At 64.8% G+C, this 20,057-nt stretch carries 18 protein-coding genes; 9 read left to right on the top strand and 9 right to left on the bottom strand.

What is annotated here, in order from left to right; translation table 11 throughout:
* Window positions 1–2 precede the first annotated feature (2 nt).
* From BN60_RS08070 to BN60_RS08090, 5 genes are all read left to right on the top strand, one after another.
* The gene (locus BN60_RS08070; protein ID WP_020695512.1) at window positions 3–713 is read left to right on the top strand and encodes a J domain-containing protein; all 711 of its coding nucleotides are present in this window, start codon (window positions 3–5) and stop codon (window positions 711–713) included.
* A 117-nt stretch (window positions 714–830) separates the two neighbouring features.
* Window positions 831–1,706: a UTP--glucose-1-phosphate uridylyltransferase GalU gene (gene galU / locus BN60_RS08075; RefSeq protein WP_020695513.1), complete on the top strand. Its 876-nt coding sequence runs from the start codon at window positions 831–833 to the stop codon at window positions 1,704–1,706.
* Between the two features lie 4 nt (window positions 1,707–1,710).
* Window positions 1,711–3,027, top strand: a complete 1,317-nt coding sequence (locus BN60_RS08080) for a UDP-glucose dehydrogenase family protein (protein ID WP_020695514.1) — start codon at window positions 1,711–1,713, stop codon at window positions 3,025–3,027.
* A gap of 30 nt (window positions 3,028–3,057) precedes the next feature.
* Window positions 3,058–4,470 carry a phosphoglucomutase/phosphomannomutase PgmG gene (gene pgmG / locus BN60_RS08085; RefSeq protein ID WP_020695515.1) on the top strand — a complete coding sequence of 471 codons (1,413 nt, stop codon included), beginning with the start codon at window positions 3,058–3,060 and terminating at the stop codon, window positions 4,468–4,470.
* Window positions 4,470–4,904 (top strand): gamma-glutamylcyclotransferase family protein, encoded by a 435-nt coding sequence (locus tag BN60_RS08090; RefSeq protein WP_020695516.1) that lies wholly within the window; start codon window positions 4,470–4,472, stop codon window positions 4,902–4,904. The genes pgmG and BN60_RS08090 overlap by 1 nt, the downstream gene beginning before the upstream one ends.
* Here the strand turns inward: BN60_RS08090 and BN60_RS08095 are convergent.
* Window positions 4,873–6,201, bottom strand: a complete 1,329-nt coding sequence (locus BN60_RS08095) for a D-alanyl-D-alanine carboxypeptidase family protein (protein WP_177324783.1) — start codon at window positions 6,199–6,201, stop codon at window positions 4,873–4,875. The genes BN60_RS08090 and BN60_RS08095 overlap by 32 nt on opposite strands.
* 219 nt (window positions 6,202–6,420) lie before the next feature.
* On the opposite strand from BN60_RS08095, the gene BN60_RS08100 reads away from it, so the two are divergent.
* The 4 genes from BN60_RS08100 to BN60_RS30770 all read left to right on the top strand — a co-directional run bounded on the left by BN60_RS08100 (window position 6,421) and on the right by BN60_RS30770 (window position 10,211).
* Window positions 6,421–7,212, top strand: coding sequence for a hypothetical protein (locus BN60_RS08100; RefSeq protein WP_148283355.1), 792 nt, complete (start codon window positions 6,421–6,423; stop codon window positions 7,210–7,212).
* A gap of 63 nt (window positions 7,213–7,275) precedes the next feature.
* Window positions 7,276–7,680, top strand: coding sequence for an ATP-dependent Clp protease adapter ClpS (gene clpS / locus BN60_RS08105; protein WP_083856007.1), 405 nt, complete (start codon window positions 7,276–7,278; stop codon window positions 7,678–7,680).
* A 39-nt stretch (window positions 7,681–7,719) separates the two neighbouring features.
* On the top strand, window positions 7,720–10,041 hold the full coding sequence (gene clpA / locus BN60_RS08110; RefSeq protein WP_020695520.1) for an ATP-dependent Clp protease ATP-binding subunit ClpA: 2,322 nt from the start codon (window positions 7,720–7,722) through the stop codon (window positions 10,039–10,041).
* Window positions 10,038–10,211: a hypothetical protein gene (locus tag BN60_RS30770; RefSeq protein ID WP_020695521.1), complete on the top strand. Its 174-nt coding sequence runs from the start codon at window positions 10,038–10,040 to the stop codon at window positions 10,209–10,211. The genes clpA and BN60_RS30770 overlap by 4 nt, the downstream gene beginning before the upstream one ends.
* A gap of 20 nt (window positions 10,212–10,231) precedes the next feature.
* Here the strand turns inward: BN60_RS30770 and BN60_RS08115 are convergent, their stop codons facing one another.
* The 8 genes from BN60_RS08115 to BN60_RS08150 all read right to left on the bottom strand — a co-directional run bounded on the left by BN60_RS08115 (window position 10,232) and on the right by BN60_RS08150 (window position 20,007).
* Window positions 10,232–11,206: a Bug family tripartite tricarboxylate transporter substrate binding protein gene (locus BN60_RS08115; RefSeq protein WP_020695522.1), complete on the bottom strand. Its 975-nt coding sequence runs from the start codon at window positions 11,204–11,206 to the stop codon at window positions 10,232–10,234.
* A gap of 29 nt (window positions 11,207–11,235) precedes the next feature.
* Complete coding sequence (locus tag BN60_RS08120; protein ID WP_020695523.1) at window positions 11,236–12,450, bottom strand: CaiB/BaiF CoA transferase family protein; 1,215 nt, start codon at window positions 12,448–12,450, stop codon at window positions 11,236–11,238.
* On the bottom strand, window positions 12,447–12,896 hold the full coding sequence (locus BN60_RS08125; RefSeq protein WP_020695524.1) for a MaoC family dehydratase: 450 nt from the start codon (window positions 12,894–12,896) through the stop codon (window positions 12,447–12,449). The genes BN60_RS08120 and BN60_RS08125 overlap by 4 nt, the downstream gene beginning before the upstream one ends.
* A gap of 26 nt (window positions 12,897–12,922) precedes the next feature.
* The gene (locus BN60_RS08130; RefSeq protein WP_020695525.1) at window positions 12,923–13,699 is read right to left on the bottom strand and encodes an IclR family transcriptional regulator; all 777 of its coding nucleotides are present in this window, start codon (window positions 13,697–13,699) and stop codon (window positions 12,923–12,925) included.
* A gap of 156 nt (window positions 13,700–13,855) precedes the next feature.
* On the bottom strand, window positions 13,856–15,031 hold the full coding sequence (locus tag BN60_RS08135) for a GNAT family N-acetyltransferase (protein ID WP_020695526.1): 1,176 nt from the start codon (window positions 15,029–15,031) through the stop codon (window positions 13,856–13,858).
* Between the two features lie 55 nt (window positions 15,032–15,086).
* Window positions 15,087–18,200: an efflux RND transporter permease subunit gene (locus tag BN60_RS08140; protein WP_020695527.1), complete on the bottom strand. Its 3,114-nt coding sequence runs from the start codon at window positions 18,198–18,200 to the stop codon at window positions 15,087–15,089.
* 2 nt (window positions 18,201–18,202) lie between these two features.
* Entirely contained in the window at window positions 18,203–19,354 is a 1,152-nt protein-coding gene (locus BN60_RS08145) for an efflux RND transporter periplasmic adaptor subunit (RefSeq protein WP_020695528.1), read from the bottom strand.
* Window positions 19,351–20,007 carry a TetR/AcrR family transcriptional regulator gene (locus tag BN60_RS08150; RefSeq protein ID WP_020695529.1) on the bottom strand — a complete coding sequence of 219 codons (657 nt, stop codon included), beginning with the start codon at window positions 20,005–20,007 and terminating at the stop codon, window positions 19,351–19,353. The genes BN60_RS08145 and BN60_RS08150 overlap by 4 nt, the downstream gene beginning before the upstream one ends.
* Window positions 20,008–20,057: the final 50 nt, after the last annotated feature.

Raw genomic sequence — 20,057 nt, forward strand, 5'->3', positions numbered from 1 at the left:
GGATGCCAGCCGTCCTTCTGGCGCTGGTCGTTCTTGCAGCGATGGCGCTGGGCGTTGCCTGGCTTCTTCGGGCAAAGCCGTCGGCGCTGGCCCGTATCGTACGTATTGCCCTGGTCGTGCTGGGCGGCATCGGCGTCGGCGCACTGCTGATTTTCGGATTGCGCTTCCTGCCCGGCCTGCTGCCCGAGCTCCTGGGCCTCGCCGGCGTCGTCATTACGGCGTTGATTGCACGAGCGGCGCGTCACAGGCCGTCAGGCGGTTTCAGTTCGCCGGGCCATGGCCAACGCACGGAAGTGCGGACGGCCTTTCTGCAGGCCTGGATCGACCATGGCAGCGGCGATGTTGGCGGGACGATCCTGTCGGGTCGTTTTGCCGGACGTACGCTCGATGCGCTGTCCGATCTGGAACTCCAAGAGTTGCACCGGGAATGTGCGGCGGATGCCGATTCTCTCAGGGTGCTGGAGGCCTATCTCGATCGCCGCTTGGGGGCAGACTGGCGCAATGCGCAGCAACAGCCGCCGCCGCGCGGCCCGCGCACCGACATGACGCATGACGAGGCGTTGGCCGTCCTGGGGCTTACCGAGGGGGCAACCCCGGACGACATACGGGCGGCATACCGCCGCCTGATTCAGCGCATGCACCCCGACGTCGGGGGGACGGCCGATCTCGCCGCCCGGATCAATCGGGCCAAGGACGTGCTGCTTGGTGGATGACCTTGCCAGCGGCAGCCGCGGATGGCATCTAGCCCGGCCCTCGGATTGTCACCCGGCAATCCCTGTCAAAGCATTGATTTGTCAATATAATCCACCCGTTCAACGAGGTTGGTGAGCATGGTTCAGCGTGTCCGTAAAGCCGTTCTGCCCGTCGCGGGCCTGGGAACCCGGTTCCTGCCGGCGACAAAGGCCATGCCCAAGGAAATGCTGACCGTGGTCGACCGGCCGCTGATTCAGTATGCGGTCGAGGAATGCCTGCAGGCGGGGATCGAGGAGTTCGTCTTCGTCTCCGGCCGCAACAAGGGCGCACTGGAGGATCACTTCGACCACGCGTACGAACTCGAAACGACCCTCGAGCAGCGCAAGAAGGCGCCGGAGCTGAAGGAGACGCAGGCGGCCACCATCAAGCCCGGCAATGCGATTTTCACGCGCCAGCAGAAGCCGTTGGGGCTTGGCCACGCCGTCTGGTGTGCCCGTCACTGGATCGGGCGCGAACCCTTCGCCGTATTGCTGCCCGACGAGCTGACGCTCGATACGCCAAGCTGCATCGGCCAGCTCGCCGCGGCCCACGAGAAGACCGGCGGCAGCGTCGTTGCGGTGATGGATGTGCCGCGCGAGCAGACCAAGAGCTATGGCATCGCGGCGGTGAAGGGCGAGAAGGATGGCCTCGCCGAAATCACCGGCATGGTCGAGAAGCCCAAGCCCGAAGAGGCGCCGTCGACCCTGGCGCTGATCGGCCGCTACGTGCTCCTGCCGGAAGTGTTCGACCATCTCGACCGGCACGAGACAGGTGCCGGTGGCGAGATCCAGCTGACCGACGCCATGGCCAGGATGATCGGCAATACGCCGTTTCATGCCCTGCGCTATGCCGGCAGGCGCTACGATTGCGGCAGCCGCCTCGGTTTTCTCGAGGCCAACGTGGCGATCTCTCTCGACCGGCAGGACACAAAGGCCGAAAGTCGCGCTCTCATCGAACGGCTGATGAAGGGCTGACACAATGCGCATCGCGATGATCGGTTCGGGCTATGTCGGACTGGTGTCCGGTGCCTGCTTTGCCCAGTTCGGCCACGACGTCGTCTGTGTCGACAAGGAGGCTGCGAAGATAGAGCGGCTGCGCAAGGGCGAGATACCGATCTACGAGCCGGGTCTCGACAAGCTGGTCGCCGACAATGCGCGCGCGGGACGGCTGTCCTTCAGCACGAACCTTCACGATGCCGTCGGTGGCGCCGATGCCGTCTTCATCGCGGTCGGCACGCCGACCCGGCGCGGCGATGGCCATGCCGATCTGAGCTATGTCTATGCCGCGGCGGCCGAGATCGCCGGGGCTCTCCAGCACTATACGGTGGTCGTCACCAAATCGACCGTGCCCGTGGGCACCGGTCGCGAGGTCGCTCGCATCATCCGGGAATCCCGGCCCACGGCCGAGTTCGACGTCGCCTCCAATCCGGAGTTCCTGCGCGAAGGCGCGGCGATCGAGGATTTCATGAAGCCCGATCGCGTCGTGATCGGAGTCGAGAGTACCCGGGCACGCGAGGTGATGGCTGCGATCTATCGGCCGCTGAACCTGATCCAGACGCCGATGGTCTTCACCAACATCGAGACGGCCGAGGTCACCAAGTACGCGGGCAATGCCTTCCTCGCGACCAAGATCACCTTTATCAACGAGATCGCCGACCTTTGCGAGAAGGTCGGAGCCGACGTCCACGACGTCGCGCGCGGCATCGGCCTCGACGGCCGCATCGGCCGGAAGTTCCTGCATCCCGGTCCGGGCTTCGGTGGCTCGTGCTTCCCCAAGGATACGCTGGCGCTCGCCTATACGGCGCGCGAGGTCAACGCGCCGCAGACGATCGTCGAACAGGTGATCGCGGTGAACGACGCGCGCAAGAAGCGGATGGCCGACAAGGTCATCGCCTTCTGCGGCGGCTCGGTTAAGGGGCTGCGGGTGGGCGTGCTGGGCCTCACCTTCAAGCCTGATACCGACGATATGCGCGATGCGCCGTCGCTCGACATCGTGCCGGCCCTGCAGGCGGCCGGTGCGACGATCGTTGCCTTCGATCCCGAAGGCATGACCGAAGCAGGGCGTCTGATGAAGGGGATCGAATTCGCCAAGACAGCGTATGAGGCCGCCAGCGGGGCCGACGTTCTGGTGCTGATCACCGAGTGGCACGAATTCCGCGGTCTCGACCCGCGCCGCCTCAAGGAATTGATGCGCCAGCCTCGCATCGTCGACCTGCGTAACGCCTTCAATCCCGAAGAGATGCGCGGCCTGGGCTTTGCCTACGAAGGCGTCGGCCGGCCCGCGCCCCGCAACTAGAACTCAACGCACAACTCAGGAGTTTCCTGCATGAGCCAGACGGCGCACAAGTTCGAGCCCAGCATCCTGCGCGAGTACGATATCCGTGGCGTCGTGGGCAACACCGTCCATGCCGCGGACGCGCGCGCGATCGGCCGTACCTTCGGCACCCTGGTCAAGCGCAAGGGCGGCAAGCGCGTGGCGCTGGGCTATGACGGTCGGCTGAGTTCGCCCGAGCTGGCGGCGGCGTGCATCGAGGGGCTGACGGCCGCCGGTGTCGATGTCGTGAACATCGGTGTTGCCGCGACGCCGATGCTCTACTTCGCCGTCTATCATCTCGGCGCCGACGGCGGCATCCAGATCACCGGCTCGCACAATCCGCCGGATTACAACGGCTTCAAGATGATGATGGGCAAGAAGTCGTTCTTCGGCGCCGACATCCAGACGCTGGGTGCCATGGCCGGCAAGGGGGATTGGGAAAACGGGCAGGGCAAGGTCGAGAAGAAGGACATCCTGGCCGACTATGCCGCGCGCCTGCTGCGCGACGTGAAGCCTGGCAAGAAGCTCAAGGTCGCGTGGGACGTCGGCAACGGCGCCGTCGGCGTTTCGATCCGCGCCGTCGTCGACAAGCTGCCGGGCGAGCATTTCGTGCTGAACGAGAAGGTCGACGGCACCTTCCCGGCGCACCATCCCGACCCAACTGTGCCGAAGAACCTCGAACAGCTCGTCGCCGAAGTGAAGAAGCATAGCTGCGATCTCGGCATCGCGTTCGACGGCGATGGCGACCGTATCGGTGCGGTCGACGGCAAGGGGCGTATCCTGTGGGGCGATCAGCTCCTGGTCCTGTGGGCGCGCGACGTGCTGAAGAGCAATCCTGGCGCCACCATCATCGCCGACGTGAAGGCGAGCCAGGTGCTGTTCGACGAGATCGCCAAGGCCGGCGGCAAGCCGATGATGTTCAAGACCGGCCATTCGCTGATCAAGAGCAAGATGGCGGAGATCGGGGCGCCGCTCGCGGGCGAGATGAGCGGCCACGTCTTCTTCGCCGATACCTTCTATGGCTTCGACGATGCGCTCTACTGCGGGCTGCGGCTGCTGAACGTCGTCGCCAACGCCAAGGAGAGCCTGGCGGAGATGCGCGACGGGCTGCCTCAGCCGGTCAATACGCCGGAGCTGCGCTTCGACTGCCCGGACGATCAGAAGTTCGGCGTGGTCGAGAAGGTGAAGGCACGCCTGCAGAAGGAGGGCGCGAAGTTCTCCGACATCGACGGCGTGCGGGTCAGCACCAAGGACGGCTGGTGGCTGCTCCGGGCGTCGAACACCCAGCCCGTCCTCGTAGCGCGCTGCGAGGCGGCCGACACTGCCGGCCTGGACCGGCTGAAGGATGAGCTGAAGGCCGCGCTGGCCGCCAGCGGCGTCGAACTGCCCGACGATGTCGAGGCGGGCGGCGCCGGCCACCACTGATGCGCTTCTTCTTCTACGGCACCTTGCTCGATCGCGACGTCACCGCGATCGTGCTGGGCCGTCGCCTGCCGCCACAGGCCTTTCTCGCGGCGAGCCTGTTGGGCCATGCGCGCCGCCGAGCCAAGGATGCCACCTATCCGGTGGTGATTCCCGATCCGTGTGGGGAGGTCGAGGGAGCAATCGTCGGCGGCCTCAGCCGCCGAGACGTAGCACGGCTCGCCGGCTATGAAGGGCCGGGCTATCGCATCGCACCGCTGCGGGTGAAGGTCAGCGGCGCTCTGACGACGGTATCGGTGTTCGAGCCGATCCAGACCCGGCTGCAGCCCAGCGCCGACCCCTGGAATCTGGCGCTATGGCAGCGCCGTCACAAGCGGGCGTTCGTGAACTGGCTTCGCAAGGCTCTTAACGAGCGCTTGGGGTATTCCACGCCGTGATCTGCAGCGCCGAGCAGTAGATCTTCTTCTTCTCGAGCTGCTTGCAGCCGTCGATGGCCTGGTCCTGCGACAGGTTGCCGAGCCGGGCGCGATGGAAGGTGCGGTTCGCCATCTGGACTTCGTCGACCATGGCAGAGGCCGACTTGACCGAGGAGGGGAGCTGCGACGTGGCGCGCGCCAGGGCGAGCTGGGCAGCCTGCGGATCGTTGAAGGAGCCGACCTGGATCACCCAGCTTCCGAGTGTGGGCGTATCGTTGGCAGCAGGGACTGCAGCGGTGGCGCGCACGGTTGCAGGTGCTGCCGGCGCCGGGGCGACGAAGCCCGCGTATTTCGGCGTGACGGTCGGCTTCTGCTGGGTCGTTGCATCCACCTTCGAGGCGGTCGCCGGCGGACGATAGGCCTCGGCGAAGCTTGCGCCCGGATCGAACTGGGCAGCCGTATAGCGGGCCGATGGCGGCCTGCGTTGCGCCGTCCAGGCCGAAAGCTGCATGGACTGGGCTATGGCAAAGCCACGGTCCATAAGCGCGGCCATCTGCCGGTCGCGCTGGCTGGCGCTGTCGCCGCCCATCACCACGCCGATCAGCCGGCGGTTATCGCGCACGGCAGACATCACGAGATTGAAGCCCGAAGCGTTGGTGTAGCCTGTCTTGAGACCGTCGGCGCCATCGTAGTTGCCGAGCATGCGGTTGTGGTTGGTGAGCGTACGATTGCGATAGGCGTAGCTCTGCACCGAGAAGATCCCGTAATAGTGGGGATAGTCGCGCAGCAATGCGTTGGCGAGCTTGGTGAGATCGCGAGCCGTCGTCACCTGCTCGCGGTTGGGCAGGCCCGAGGCGTTGCGGAAAACCGTCGAGCTCATGCCGAGCTGGCGCGCCTTCTGCGTCATGGCGCGGGCGAAGGCTTCCTCGCTGCCGGCCATGCCTTCGGCCAGCAGGACGGCGGCATCGTTGGCCGAACGGGTGACCAGGGCCATCACGGCATCGCGCACGTTGACGGTGCCGCCCGGCGTCATGCCCATCTTGGTCGGCGGCGCATTCAGCGCGTTCACCGACACCGGCAGCGAATCCCCCAGCGACAGCTGACCCGAGTCGAGGGCCGAGAAGGCGAGGTAGATCGTCATCATCTTGGTGAGCGACGCGGGGTAGCGGAGCTCGTCCGCCCGGTCGGCAGCCAGCTCGCGGCCACTCTGGGCATCGACGATCAGGTAGGCGTCACGACCGCTTACTGCGGGGTTGGGCACCCAGGACGAGGCGGCAGGGGTGACGCGGCTTGCCTTGGAGCGAGCTTTGGACTTCACCGGCCCAGCCCGTTTGACAGATGTCGTCTGTGCGTCGACGGGCAGCGGCGCCACCGTGGTGCCGACAAATATTACACCCACGGCTAGCCAGGAAAGGCTGACCGCGATTCGCCTGAAGGGGAAGGTCATCGCGAATATGCCATACGCTTAAATCGGATTTTTGTGCCCGGCCAATAGCTTATGGGCAATTGTTGTAAGATTACTAAAGATCATGGGATTGTGCAACGCTTCAGCCGCCGCCGTAGTGCCAAAGTTGGACCGGAAAGTGCTGAACCCCATCTGGAGGCAGCGATGAAGGCTTTTTTTGTGGCGTTGACGACGCTGGCCATAGCCGCGGCACCGTCGGCCTGGGCACAACGGGCGGATCGGAACGTCGACAAGCCTGTCGTTCGCAGCTTCCACTGGTTCGACTACGTCGCGGCCAAGGATATTCGCCAAGAATGTACACCGGGCGGCCGTAGCCGGCTGCGGCTGATTTACAATGCGCTGTGGGAAGAGCAGGTCCGCACTTACGAGGTTTTCCTGCAGCCGGACGGTACGGCGGGCCTCGATATGGGCGTCTTGACCGGGCAGGGTACCGTGACCACGGGCATCACGAACATGCTGCTGTCGAAGCCGTCGGATATTCTCGGCCCCTGGAGCATGAAGCGCGGCCAGCGCCTGCTGAACGCGGCCGAAACCCGCGAACTTCTCGGCTTGCTCGAGGCCAGCCGCGGTTTTGGCCCGCCGCCCGACGGACTTCGCCTGCCGGACAATGATTTCTGGTGGACGGTCGCTTCCTGCCGCAACGGTGTCTGGGGGTTTCAGGCCTACCACTATCCGACCGACGGTTTTGCCAATGTGAAATTCTCGGCCAAGCTGTTCTCGTGGGACAATGTCCCGGTGCCTGTGAATCCGCCACGCAAACTTGAGCCGGCCGAACTGCGGCGCGACTGGAACGCACCCATCGAGCGGGCGCGGGCAGACCGCTGGATGCTGGTGGTAGGCAAGGATGGTCTGCGGCCGAGGTAGCGGAATCGCTAGCACTGCCTATATAATTCGCGTGTGGCTTTGACTTGGAGTTTGATCGGAACGATGGACTTTGTGCGTAGTGCAGGCGAATGGCGGTTGGGCGGCCCGAACGAGCCTCCCGGAGGGCCGCCGCAGCAGCCGCCACGCCGTGACGATGGGCAAGGTGGTGATGACGGTCGCACTGGAGCCCTGACGCTCACGCGGACGCGCACCAAGAAGCCGTCGATGTACAAGGTGTTGATGCTGAACGACGACTACACACCAATGGAATTCGTCGTCGACGTTCTGCAGAACATCTTTCAGAAGAATCGCGAAGAGGCCACGCAGATCATGCTTCACGTCCATCAGAAGGGTGTGGGCGTGTGCGGTGTCTACACCTACGAGATCGCCGAGACCAAGGTGACTCAGACGGTGGATTACGCCCGCAAGAACCAGCACCCTCTCCAGTGCACGTTGGAGAAAGAGTAGCGACCGGAGAGTAGTTCGTTTTTCTGCCGAGGTGGTTCGATGTCCATGCTGTCCAAGAACCTCGAAAAGTCCCTGCATCGCGCCTTCGGTCTCGCGGGCGAACGCCGCCATGAATACGCGACGCTGGAGCACCTGCTTCTGGCGATGACGGAGGACGAAGATGCAATACCTGTCCTCAAGGCGTGCGGTGTCGACATCGACCGCCTTCGGCACGACCTCGAGACTTTCGTCGACAATCGCCTGAAGGGCATCATTACCCAGACGCCCAGCGAGCCGCTGCCGACCGCGGGCTTCCAGCGCGTTGTCCAGCGCGCCGCAGTCCATGTGCAGTCGTCCGGCCGCAAGGAAGTGACCGGCGCCAACGTGCTGGTGGCGCTGTTCTCCGAACGCGACAGCCATGCCGTGTCGTTCCTGGAGAACCAGGGCATGACCCGGCTCGATGCCGTCGACTACATCAGCCACGGCAAGGCCAAGGTACCGGGCCGGGCCCGCGCCCGCCGGGTCTCGGGTTCGGAAGAGGAGAGCGGCGCCGAGTCCAATACCAAGCAGGGCAACGAGGCGCTGGCCGCCTATTGCGTCGATCTCAACCAGAAGGCCCGCGATGGCCGCGTCGATCCGCTGATCGGCCGCGAGCACGAGGTCGAGCGCACGATTCAGGTCCTGTGCCGCCGCACCAAGAACAACCCGCTCTATGTGGGCGAGCCGGGCGTCGGCAAGACGGCGATCGCCGAAGGACTTGCGCGCAAGATCGTCGACGGCGAAGTGCCGGACGTCCTGAAGGAATCGATCATCTACGCACTCGACATGGGTGCGCTGCTGGCCGGCACGCGCTATCGCGGCGACTTCGAGGAGCGGCTGAAGGCCGTGCTTTCGGAGCTGAAGAAGAAGCCCAACTCGGTGCTGTTCATCGACGAGATCCATACGATCATCGGCGCCGGCGCCACGTCGGGCGGCTCGATGGATGCGTCGAACCTGCTGAAGCCGTCGCTGCAGTCGGGCGACCTGCGCTGCATCGGTTCGACCACCTACAAGGAATATCGCAACTACTTCGAGAAGGACCGCGCGCTGGTCCGCCGCTTCCAGAAGATCGACGTGCCGGAGCCCACGATCGGCGATGCCGTCGAAATCATGAAGGGGCTGAAGCCGGTCTACGAGAAGCATCACCATGTGAGCTACACCGACGACGCCATCAAGGCCGCCGTCGAACTCTCAGCGCGCTACATCCACGACCGCAAGTTGCCGGACAAGGCGATCGATGTGATCGACGAGGTCGGCGCGGCGCAGATGCTGCGCACGCCGGATATGCGCAAGACCACGATCGAGGTGCCGGACATCGAGGAGATCGTTGCCAAGATCGCGCGCATCCCGCCCAAGAGCGTGTCGAAGGACGATACCGAACTCCTGCGCAATATCGACCGCGACCTGAAGACGGTCGTGTTCGGCCAGGACCGCGCGATCGATCAGCTCTCGGCGTCGATCAAGCTGGCTCGCGCCGGCCTGCGGTCGCCGGAGAAGCCGATCGGCAGCTACCTCCTGGCCGGCCCGACCGGCGTCGGCAAGACCGAGGTAACGCGCCAGCTCGCGCGTCTGCTCGGTCTCGAAGTCATTCGCTTCGACATGTCGGAGTACATGGAGCGGCACAGCGTCTCGCGTTTGATCGGTGCCCCGCCGGGCTATGTCGGCTTCGACCAGGGCGGCCTGCTCACCGACAAGGTCAACCAGCATCCGCACTGCGTGGTGCTGTTCGACGAAATCGAGAAGGCGCATCCCGACGTGTTCAACGTCCTGCTGCAGGTGATGGACTACGGCAAGCTGACCGACCACAACGGCCGGACGGTCGACTTCCGCAACGTCATCCTCTGCATGACGACCAATGCCGGTGCTGCCGACATCGCCAAGCCCGCGCTGGGCTTCGGCCGCGAGCAGCGGCACGACGAGGACGACGAGGCGATCAACCGGCTGTTCGCACCGGAGTTCCGCAACCGTCTCGACGCGATCATCAAGTTCGCGAGCCTCGGCCCCGAGTCGATGGGCAAGGTGGTGGACAAGTTCGTGGCCGAGCTCGAAGTCCAGCTTGCCGACCGCAAGGTGTTCATCGAGTTGAACGACAAGGCGCGCAACTGGCTGGCCGAGAAGGGCTACGACAGGCTGTTTGGTGCCCGGCCGCTTGCCCGCGTCATCCAGGAATACGTGAAGAAGCCGCTGGCCGAAGAAGTGCTGTTCGGCAAGCTCTCCGACGGCGGCACGGTGCGGGTCGATACCGAAGGCGAGGGCGATGCCACCAAGCTCGCCTTTACGTTCCTGCCACCGGAGCGCGGTGCGCTGCCGCCGGCTAACCAAGAACCCGTTCTGGCCGAGTGAACGCTTTTCGGCCTCTCTGGATCGCCCTTCGCGCCGCGGTGCTCGCCACCGCGGTGTTTTGGGTCGCATTGTTCCTCGTCGACAAGATCGGCTGGCAGGCGCCGCTCGGGCTTACCGAGCAGCTCCTTTTCTTCGTGATCTTCTTCATCGGGGTGCTGATGACCAAGTAGGTCGTCAGTCTTTAGTCCCGCTAGTTGGCGCCCTTCAGGCCGAGTTCCTGGACCAACTTGTCCCACTTGCTAGTTTCAGCACGGATCATCTCGCCGAACTTGTCTGGACCCATCGGCGAAATGATGGCGCCAGTCTTCTCGATGCGTTCTCTCACTTCGGGTGACTTGAGCGCGGTCGAGATTTCCGAGTCGAGCTTAGCGACGATGTCCTTCGCCGTGCCTGCCGGGGCCACGATGCCGTACCAGACGCTGATCTCATAACCCGGCAGGCCGAGTTCCTCGGCGATGGTCGGCAGTTGGGGCGCCTGCGGCGAACGCTGGGGACTTCCGACCGCCAGTGATCGCACTTTGCCGGAATTGATGTGGGTCAGCGCAGCCGGCAGCGTCGGGAAGTAGAAGGAGACCAGGCCATTCATCGTGTCGGTGATGGCCTGTCCGAAGCTCTTGTAGGGAACGTCCTGGATGTCGATTCCATAGCGCTGGCGCAACAGCTCGACCTCGAGATGACTGGGCGAGCCCTTGCCGGAGGTGCCGTACATTACCTTGCCGGGATTGGCCTTGGCATAGGTGATGAGTTCCTTGAAGTCCTTGTAGGGAGCGTCTGGCCGAGTCACGGCAGCCATCGGCTGCACGGCGACCTTGGTGACTGCGCTGAAGTCGTTGACCGGATCGTAGGTGGGCTCCTTCATCATGCTCGGACTCACCGTCAGCGTAGTCGGCGCCATCAGGAGCGTGTAACCGTCCGGTGCCGCCTTGGCCGCCATCGCGGTGCCGATGGCGCCGCCCGCGCCGTCGCGATTCTCTACGACGACACTCACCTTCATCTGCTCGGAGAGCTTGTCGGCCAGGATGCGGGCCACGATGTCGGCGCCGCTGCCGGGGCCGTAGGCCACGATCAGGCGGATGGGCCGTGACGGATAGGGCTGTGCCTCGGCCGGCAAGGCGGACAGGCCGATGGCAAGTGTGACGGCAAGAACTCCCAGTATCTTTCTCATGACGTTTCCTCTTTCGTTTTTCTTGGTATTCAGACGGCTTGTGTGACCGTCCTGGGCGATGCGAGCGCCACGCGGCGGGCAAGCAGGGCATCGATCGTTAACGTGTCGTAGTCGAGCTCATCGGCCAGGATGTCGCGCGTGTGCTCGCCGAGCGCGGGAGGCGGTGCGTAGGTCGTCGCGCCGTCATGCAGCCGCACGGGATTGCGCAGCATGGGCAGCGAACTGCCCTTGGTACTCGTCGTCGTCTCGATGAGGCCGTTGTGGACGACCTGCGGATCGCTCACGAGGGCCGGATATTCGTTGATGGGCGCGCAGAGGATGTCCAGCGCCTGCAGCATACTCACCCATTCCGCCGCCGTGCGGGTCTCGAAAACCTGGGACAATGCCTTGTCCAAGGCGTCGCGATTGCGCTGGCGGCTAGCGCTGTCGGCGAAGCGCGGATCGGCCTTCAACGGCGTGACGCCGATGCCGTCGCAGAAGGCCGGCCATTGATGATCGAGGACAGTGAACGAGAAGGATCCGTCGCTGGCCTTCATCGCGCCGGACGGGGCGATCAGCGGATGCTGGTTGCCCAGCCGCTGCGGCGCCTCGCCCGTAAGCAGGTACTCGGTGAGCGGAGGTCCCTGGAAAGCCACGATCGAGTCGAGCAGCGAGACGCCAACCTTGCGGCCCTTGCCGTCGCGGGTGCGCATGAGCAGGGCGAGCACGCAGCCGCTGAAGGCGTTGGTTCCGGCGACCATGTCGGAGACGACATTGCCAATCCGCAACGGCTGGCCGTCGCGCTCGCCGACGATGCTCATCAGGCCGCCATAGGCCTGCATGATCGAATCGCCGGCGGGAAGATCGACGTTCGGTCCGCTCTCGCCGAAGCCTGTCACCGTGCAGTAGACGAGGCCCGGATTGGCTTTCGACAAGGCCTCATATCCGAGACCCAGCCGGTCGAGAACGCCGGGCCGGAAGCTTTCGACGACGACGTCCGCCCGGTTCGCAAGGTGCCGCGCAATCTCGATCGCTTCGGCTTGCTTCAGGTCCAGGCACAGGCCGCGCTTGTTTCGGTTGACGCTGATGAACGTGCCACCCAGCCCAGTATCGTTGGCGGCGCCCATCGTGCGTGACCAGTCGCCTCGCGGTGGTTCGATCTTGATAACGTCGGCACCGTGGTCGCCGAGCAACTGGCCGCAATAGGGACCCGCCACGCCCTGGCCGAAGTCCAAGACGCGCAGGCCCCTGAGGGGCTGGTTCATGGTAACTCGCCTTTGCGCATCATGAAGTTGCCCCAGAATTCCAAGGGCACGGCGCCAGTCTGGTTGACGACCGAGATGCGGACGGTGATGACACCCCGTTTGCCGTCACCTATGTCCTTCAAGCCTTCCACCGTGATACGCGAATGCAGCGTATCGCCGGCCTTCACCGGTGCCGTGAACTTGAACTTGTCGAGGCCCAGTGCCGCCAGCGTGTACTTGCCGAGGATGTCCTCCAGCATGCCGGCGGCGATCGAGGCGGTCATCAGTCCCGGTGCGACACGGGTGCCGAAGATGCTGTGTTTCTTCGAGAATTCCTCATCGATGAACATCGGCAACTTCAAACCGGCAAAGCAGGTGAAGTTGACGATATCGGCCTCGGTGATGGTGCGGGCGTAGCTCTCGAACACTTCACCGACGAAATATTCGTCGTAGGTTTTCTGCGGCATCCTGTTTCCTCCAGTTGATGATGGCTTCAGTGCGTCGTCGTGCCGGCCATGGCCAGTGAGAGCGACTTGGCGGCGGCGCGAAGGCTCGCCTTGTGTTGCTTCAAGGCAGTTCGCATGCGCTCCGACGGCCCGGCGATCACGATAGCTGCGATCACCCGGCCTCCCTCGCCATGGATCGGCGCCGCGAGGGCGCTGACGCCGACCACGCGTTCGTCGACGGTGAGGGCCAGACCGGCTTCGCGGATCTCGGAAATTTCCTGGCGGAGCGTGCGGACGCTGGTGATGGTCTTGGGCGTAAAGGCGCGCAGCTTTTCGTTGCGGAGATATGTATCGCATCGATCCGCCGCCATGTGTGCCAGGAGGACCTTGCCGACTGCCGAGGCGTAGAGTTCACGCCGCTCGCCAAGGGGTACCGTGTAGCGCACGGGATTCGCGCTCTCGACCTTGTCGACATACATCACGAGATCCGCGTCGGATGCCAAAGTTCCGATCAGCGACGTCTCACCGGTTTGATCAGCCAGGCGTTGCAGCACCGGACGCGCGAGATCCTGCAGACCCTGGCGAGCGACCACGCTGATCGCCAGAGCGACCATGTTCGGTCCCAGCCGGTATTTCCCCTGGACGTCGCGGATCAGGTAGCCGCTGTCCACCATGCCGGTAAGGAGGCCGACCACGCTGCTCTTCGGGGCATCCGCCCGGCGTGCCAGCTCGGACAGCGATTCACCGTCCCGCTCGCGTGCGAGATGGCCGAGGATCGAGAAGATGCGATCGATTGACTGTGGAGCGGCTTGGGTAAGCGGCATGACGACCTTCCTTCAGGTGTTCGTATATACGTACAGAGGTCGTATTAACGAACATTTCGATGAATAGAAAGGGCGCGCTCATGCGTCAAGCGTACTGCGTCTCGATAGCTTGATAGGCGAAAGGTCTTCAGAAGGTGGCGTAAGGCCCAGACGTCGTCAGTCGCCGTCTTTCCTGAACGGCGAATACTGCATCAGACCTTCGATCTCCTGCTCGACGGCAGGCCGCTCGCGCTTGAGATAATCGTCGATGGCGCGGCGGAAGCCGGGATCGACGATCCAGTGCGCGGAGAAGGTCGGCACCGGCAGGTAGCCGCGCTGGATCTTGTGGTCGCCCTGGGCGCCGGCCTCGACGCGGGCCAGGCCATGGGCGATCGCATAGTCGATCGCCTGATAGTAGCAGGCCTCGAAATGCAGGAAGGCGTGGCTTTCGAGGCAGCCCCAGTAGCGGCCGTAGAGCGTGTCGTCGCCCTTGAGGTTGAGGGCGCCGCCGACCGGCCGGCCGTCGGCTTCGGCCATCACCAGCACGACCTTGTCGGCCATGGTGCTGCCGAGGATGTCGAAGAAGGCGCGCGTGAGGTAGGGCGATCCCCATTTGCGGCCGCCGGTATCCATGTAGAAGGCGAAGAAGGCGTCCCAGTGCTCGGGGCCGATCTCGTCGCCACACAGCGCGCGCACCGTCAGCCCCTCGCGGCGCACGGACTCGCGTTCCTTGCGGATCGCCTTTCGCTTGCGCGACGCCAGCGCACCCAGGAAATCGTCGAAGGTGCGGTAGCCGTCGTTGTGCCAGTGATACTGCTGGCCGAGCCGGAGCAGCCAGCCGCGCGCGCCGAAGCGCTTCCAATCGGCTTCGGTGCAGAAGGTGGCATGGACGGAGCTGATGTTGTTGTCGCCCGCGATCGTCGTCAGCATGTCGATCATCGCGTCGCGCACGGCCTCGGCGTAGGGGCCGGGCCGGGCGAAGAGGCGGGGACCGGGCACCGGCGTGAAGGGCACGGCGACCTGCAGCTTGGGGTAATAGCGACCGCCGGCACGCTCGAAAGCCTGCGCCCAGCCATGGTCGAACACATATTCGCCCTGGGAATGACCCTTCACATAGAGCGGTGCCGCACCCTGCAGGGTTCCGTCCGCAGCCTCGGCGAGGAGATATTGCGGCTGCCAGCCGGTACGTCGCCCGACCGATTTTGAATCCTCGAGCGCCTTCAGGAAGCGATAGCTGAGAAATGGATTGCCGGCCGAGCCGGGTGCGAGCGCACAGGCGTTCCACTGGGCGGCATCGACGGCCGCCAGCGAGTCGACGATACGCAGGCCGACGGTCGGGGTGTCATCCGGCATGTCTACAGCATAGCGTGAATCGTGCCAGGAAAAGGGCGAAGAGAGTCCGCGGTTTTTACTCGGCTGGCTTGTGCTGACGTGCCACCTCGTCGGCAGACCGGCTGAAACGCCGGGTTGCCCACGCGCCGATCCGGTCGATGTAGACCAGCACGACGGGCACGACGACCAGCGTGAGCAGGGTCGAGCTGATGAGGCCGCCGATCACCGCGTGCGCCATCGGTGCACGCTGCGTGGCACCTTCGCCCAGGCCCAACGCCAGCGGCATCATGCCGAAGACCATCGCGAGCGTGGTCATCAGGATGGGGCGCAGGCGAATGGTGCCGGCTTCGAGTAGGGCCTCGTCGACCGGCGCTCCGCGCGCGCGCGCCTGATTGAAGAAATCGACCAGCAGGATGGCGTTCTTCGTGACGAGGCCCATCAACATGATGAAGCCGATGGCCGAGAAGATGTTGAGCGTCGTCCCGGCGATCAGCAGGCCCAGGAACACGCCGATCAGCGACATCGGCAGCGACATCATGATGGCGATGGGCTGCAGGAAGCTGCCGAACTGCGAGGCGAGGATCAGGTAGATGAGGATGACGGCGAGCAGCAGCGCCTGACCGGCATAGGCGGCACTCTCGGCCATGTCCTTGGTCGAACCACCGAAGACGAAGCGATAGCCCGGCGGCAGCGGCGTGTCGGCCAGGATCTTCTGCAGGTCGGCCGAGGCCTCGCCGGTGGAGCGGCCGAACACGTTGGCGGTGATCCAGACCTCGCGATTGAGGTCGCGGCGGTTGATCTGCGAGGCGCCGACGTCGTTCACGACGTCGGCGATCTGGGCGATATGCACCATGCGCGGCAGCCCGCTGGGCTCGGTGCCAGCGGTGAACCAGATGCGCTGCAGGTCGGCGATCCCGGTGCGGTCGTTGAGGGGCAGGCGGACCATGACGAGATAGTTCTCGCCGTCCGGAGCACGCCACAGGCTGGTCTCGTCTCCGGCGAAGAGGGCGCGCAGCGACTGCGCGACGGCAGCCGAGCCGAGGCCGAGGTCGGAGGCGGCATCGCGGCGCAGGCGCACCGACAGGACGGGCTTGGCCGCCTTCAGGTTGCGGTCGAGATCGACCACGCCGGGGATCGCCGCGGCGCGCTTCATGACCGCCTGCGAGAGCTGGTCCAGTACGGCGGTGTCGGGGCCCTGCAAGGAGAGCTGCAGATCCTTCTGCACGCCGCCGCCCGGACCGCCGGGAATATTGATCGAGACCAGGATCCCGGGGATCTGGGCCAGGCGTTCGCGAATCGGCTGGGCAAGCTGGCTCGGCGAGCGCTTGCGCTCGTTCACCGGCTTGAGCTTGAGGTAGAGGCTGCCCTGGTTCTTGCCGTTGGCGTAGCCGGTATTGACGGCGCCGTAGGTGTACTCGATCTCGGGGAATTCGCGCAGGGCGGCATCGACCTGGCGCAGCTTGGCTTCGGTATATTCCAGCGACGAGCCGACCGGGGTCTCGATGCTGATCACCTGTTCGCCGAGGTCGGCCTGCGGCACAAACTCGAAACCGATGTACTTCGGCAGGGCGAAGCTTCCGAGGAAGGTGGCCAGCGCGATCAGCAGGGTCGTCTTGGGCCAGCGCAGCGACCAGCCGAGCACGCCGCGATAGAAGCGGTTGGCGTGGTCCTGGGCGCCGTTGACGATGCGGGCGAAGCGGCCGTTGCCGTGGGCCTGCGGATCGTACCAGACCGACGACAGCATTGGGTCGAGGGTGAAGGATACGAACAGCGAGATCAGCACCGCCGCCGAGACCATGACGCCGAACTGGAAGAAGAAGCGGCCGATGATGCCGCCCATGAAGGCCACGGGCAGGAACACCGCGACGATGCAGAAGGTCGTGGCCAGGACGGCGAGGCCGATCTCGTTCGTGCCGTCGATGGCGGCCTGGCGGTGCGTCTTTCCGAAGCCGATGTGACGCATGATGTTCTCGCGCACCACGATGGCGTCGTCGATCAGGATGCCGATGGCGAGGCTCAGCGCCATCAGGGTGAGGACGTTCAGGGTGAAGCCGAAGGCCGCCATCACCATGAACGAGCCGAACACCGAGATCGGCAGCGCCAAGCCGGTGATGACGGTGCTGCGCCAGGAATGCAGGAACAGGAAGACGATGGCGATGGTGAGCAGGCCACCCTCGATCATCGTCTGCTGGACGTTGTTGACCGAGTTCTGGATGCCGCGCGAGCTGTCGCGGACGATCTCCAGCTTGACGTCGGGCGGCAGCGACGACTGCAGCTCGGCGATAGCGCGGCGCACGCCGCGGGCCACTTCGATCGTGTTCGAGCCCTGCGTCTTCACGATGTCGATGGCAAGCGCGCGCTCGCCGTTCAGGGTCGCAACGTTTTCCAGTTCCTGCTGGCCGTCGACGACGTTGGCGACCTGACGGAGATAGACCGGGGCAGGGCCGCGGCGGGCCACGATCAGGTCGGCAAATTCACCTGGCTCGGCCATGCGGCCGGTGACCTCGACAAGGCGGTCGTCGTTGCCGCGCTGCACGTTGCCGGCGGGGAAGTTCTGATTCTCGTCCTTCACCGCCCGCATGATGTCGTTCACGCCCACGCGCAGGGCATGCATGCGGCCCGGATCGAGCTCGATGTTGATCTGGCGCTTCAGCCCGCCGGCGATGGTGGCGCGACCGACATCGCGCACTGTCTGCAGGCGTTTGACGATGAGCTGGTCGGCCAGCGTGGTGAGATCGCGCACCGAGCGGATATCGGACCGTACGGCAATCGAGACGATCGGCTGGTCGTCCGGATTGAAGCGCTGGATGAGCGGTTCCTTGATCTCCGGCCGGAAGGCCGCGCGGACCTGCTGTACCTTCTCGCGCACGTCCTGCATGGCGACCGCCGACGGCACCGAGAGCTCGAACTCCGCAATGACGAAGGACTTGCCCTCCAGCGAGCGCGAATACAGCGACTTGATGCCGGCAATGGCGTTGACCGATTCCTCGATCTTGCGGCTGATCTCGGTCTCGACTGTCTCAGGCGAGGCGCCGGGATAGTCGGTGGTCACCACGACGACGGGAAAGTCGACGTTGGGGAACTGGTCGATGCCGAGCTGCCGGTAGGAGAACAGGCCCATGACCAGCAACGCCACCATCATCATGGTGGCGAAGACCGGGTTGTCGACGGCGATCTGGGTGAGTTTCATCGTCAGGGCCGCGGAGCAGCCTGGCGGCCTTCGACAAGCTTGACCTTCTGTCCGGCGGTCAGGCCGGGCAGGGGCGCGGAGACGATCGTCATGCCCGATTCGAGGCCCTTCACCTCGACCAGCTCACCGCGCGACCAGGTACGGACGGCGCCCACGGGCTTGCGCACCAGCTCGCCGTTCTCGACCGCCAGCACATAGTCGCCTTGATCGTCCTTGCGCATCGCTGGCGCGGGCACCGCAAGCGCGTGGCTCTTCTCCTGGACCATCACCGAACCGGAGGCGAACAGGCCGCCGCGCAATGCGTCGTGGCGGTCCATGACCTCGACATAGACCGGGATCGACCGCGACCCCGCCTGAGTCGTCGGGCTGATGCGGGTGATCTTGCCGTCGAATGTCCGGTCGCCGAAGCCTTCGAGGGTCACGGTCGCGACCTGTCCCACCTTCATGCGCACCACGTCGGCGGCCGGCATCTGGGCCATGATCTCGACGTGGCTGGTGTCGAGCAAAGCCACGATCCTGCCGTCGATCGGCAACGATTCGCCCTGGTTGGCGATGCGTTCACCGATCACGCCGTCGAACGGGGCGCGGACGTCGGCATCGGCCAGGTTCTTGCGGGCAACCTCGAGCTGCGCTTCGGCGACGGCGACCATCGAAGCGCGGTTCTCGGCCGTGGCGCGGGCCTGATCGGCGGCCGACTGCGAGACAATGTTGCGGTTGGCGAGCGTTTCCTTGTCGTTGCGGTCGCGCGCCGTCCATCGTGCGTCGGCGCGAGCAGCTTCAAGCGCCGACTGGCGCTCGTTCACCTTGGCCTGCAGCTCGATGGTCTCGAAGCGGGCGATGACCTGGCCCGCGGTCACACGGTCGCCTTCGCGTACCATGACGTCGGCGAGACGGCCGGCGACGCGGCTCTTCACGATCGTCTGGTCGATCGGCTGCGTCGTGCCCGTGAACCGGACCACATCGACGAGGCCGCGCGGCTTGATCGTATGGACTTCGGCCGGGATGAGTTCGAGCGGGCGATCGGCCTTCGTCGCTGCCACGTCCTTTGTCGTCGCGGCCGTGGTCTTGCCGCTCTTCCAGGCGAAAGACGCGCCGCCCAACAGGAGGGCCGCGACGGCAATGCCGGCGAACAGCCATTTTTGCTTAGTTTTCATGGCCGCAGACCCTTGAGAACGAAATCGAGGTGGGCGTCGTAGTAGTCGTCGCTGTCGACGGTCCGGGGATCGAAAGGCGCAAGCGACCGCTTCCAGACCGAGAACATGGCGAGGGGCTGAACGATGATGACCGCCGTCATCTCGAGGTTGGGGAGAGGGCGGAACTCGCCGCTCTCCACGCCGCGGCGCAAGGTGCGGACGAAGAGGTCGTGGCTACGCCGGTCGAAGTGCGTGCAGAAGAAGCGGGCGACGTCGGGAAAATTGCCGGCCTCGGCCAGGATCAGTTTGATGACGCCGCCGGCCGGGCTCTCTTCGAAGGAACGAAAGCCGGCCACGAGCTCGCGCAGCAACTGCTCGCTGGTTCCTTCGAAGCGGTCGATCATCTCGGTCGCCTCGGCGAGCGGCCCGCCGATCGCTTCGGTGATGACCGCCTTGAAGAGTTCTTCCTTGTTCTTGAAGTAGAGGTAGGGGAGGCCCTTGCTGACCGACGCGGCTCTGGCGACGTCGTCCAGTTTGGTGGCGGCAAAGCCGCGGGTGACGAACAGGTCGAGCGCTGCGCGGGCAATTTCGCCGGTGCGATCCTGCGGCCGCCGTGTTCTCGGCGGAAGATCGCCGCCATCACCGGCGGTATTGACTGACTGTTCAGTACCCATATGCCGCCATGTAGAGCGGAATTGATCGGCCTTCAAGGCTGTCAGCAGGG

It is taken from the genome of Reyranella massiliensis 521, assembly GCF_000312425.1.
GTDB classification, from domain to species: Bacteria; Pseudomonadota; Alphaproteobacteria; order Reyranellales; family Reyranellaceae; genus Reyranella; species Reyranella massiliensis.

Bases quoted from the DNA above. Each gene is read 5' to 3' on its own strand.
- BN60_RS08070 (WP_020695512.1), top strand. From the start codon at position 3: ATGCCAGCCGTCCTTCTGGCGCTGGTCGTTCTTGCAGCGATGGCGCTG.
- galU (WP_020695513.1), top strand. From the start codon at position 831: ATGGTTCAGCGTGTCCGTAAAGCCGTTCTGCCCGTCGCGGGCCTGGGA.
- BN60_RS08080 (WP_020695514.1), top strand. From the start codon at position 1,711: ATGCGCATCGCGATGATCGGTTCGGGCTATGTCGGACTGGTGTCCGGT.
- pgmG (WP_020695515.1), top strand. From the start codon at position 3,058: ATGAGCCAGACGGCGCACAAGTTCGAGCCCAGCATCCTGCGCGAGTAC.
- BN60_RS08090 (WP_020695516.1), top strand. From the start codon at position 4,470: ATGCGCTTCTTCTTCTACGGCACCTTGCTCGATCGCGACGTCACCGCG.
- clpS (WP_083856007.1), top strand. From the start codon at position 7,276: ATGGACTTTGTGCGTAGTGCAGGCGAATGGCGGTTGGGCGGCCCGAAC.
- clpA (WP_020695520.1), top strand. From the start codon at position 7,720: ATGTCCATGCTGTCCAAGAACCTCGAAAAGTCCCTGCATCGCGCCTTC.
- BN60_RS08115 (WP_020695522.1), bottom strand. From the start codon at position 11,206: ATGAGAAAGATACTGGGAGTTCTTGCCGTCACACTTGCCATCGGCCTG.
- BN60_RS08120 (WP_020695523.1), bottom strand. From the start codon at position 12,450: ATGAACCAGCCCCTCAGGGGCCTGCGCGTCTTGGACTTCGGCCAGGGC.
- BN60_RS08125 (WP_020695524.1), bottom strand. From the start codon at position 12,896: ATGCCGCAGAAAACCTACGACGAATATTTCGTCGGTGAAGTGTTCGAG.
- BN60_RS08130 (WP_020695525.1), bottom strand. From the start codon at position 13,699: ATGCCGCTTACCCAAGCCGCTCCACAGTCAATCGATCGCATCTTCTCG.
- BN60_RS08135 (WP_020695526.1), bottom strand. From the start codon at position 15,031: ATGCCGGATGACACCCCGACCGTCGGCCTGCGTATCGTCGACTCGCTG.
- BN60_RS08140 (WP_020695527.1), bottom strand. From the start codon at position 18,200: ATGAAACTCACCCAGATCGCCGTCGACAACCCGGTCTTCGCCACCATG.
- BN60_RS08145 (WP_020695528.1), bottom strand. From the start codon at position 19,354: ATGAAAACTAAGCAAAAATGGCTGTTCGCCGGCATTGCCGTCGCGGCC.
- BN60_RS08150 (WP_020695529.1), bottom strand. From the start codon at position 20,007: ATGGGTACTGAACAGTCAGTCAATACCGCCGGTGATGGCGGCGATCTT.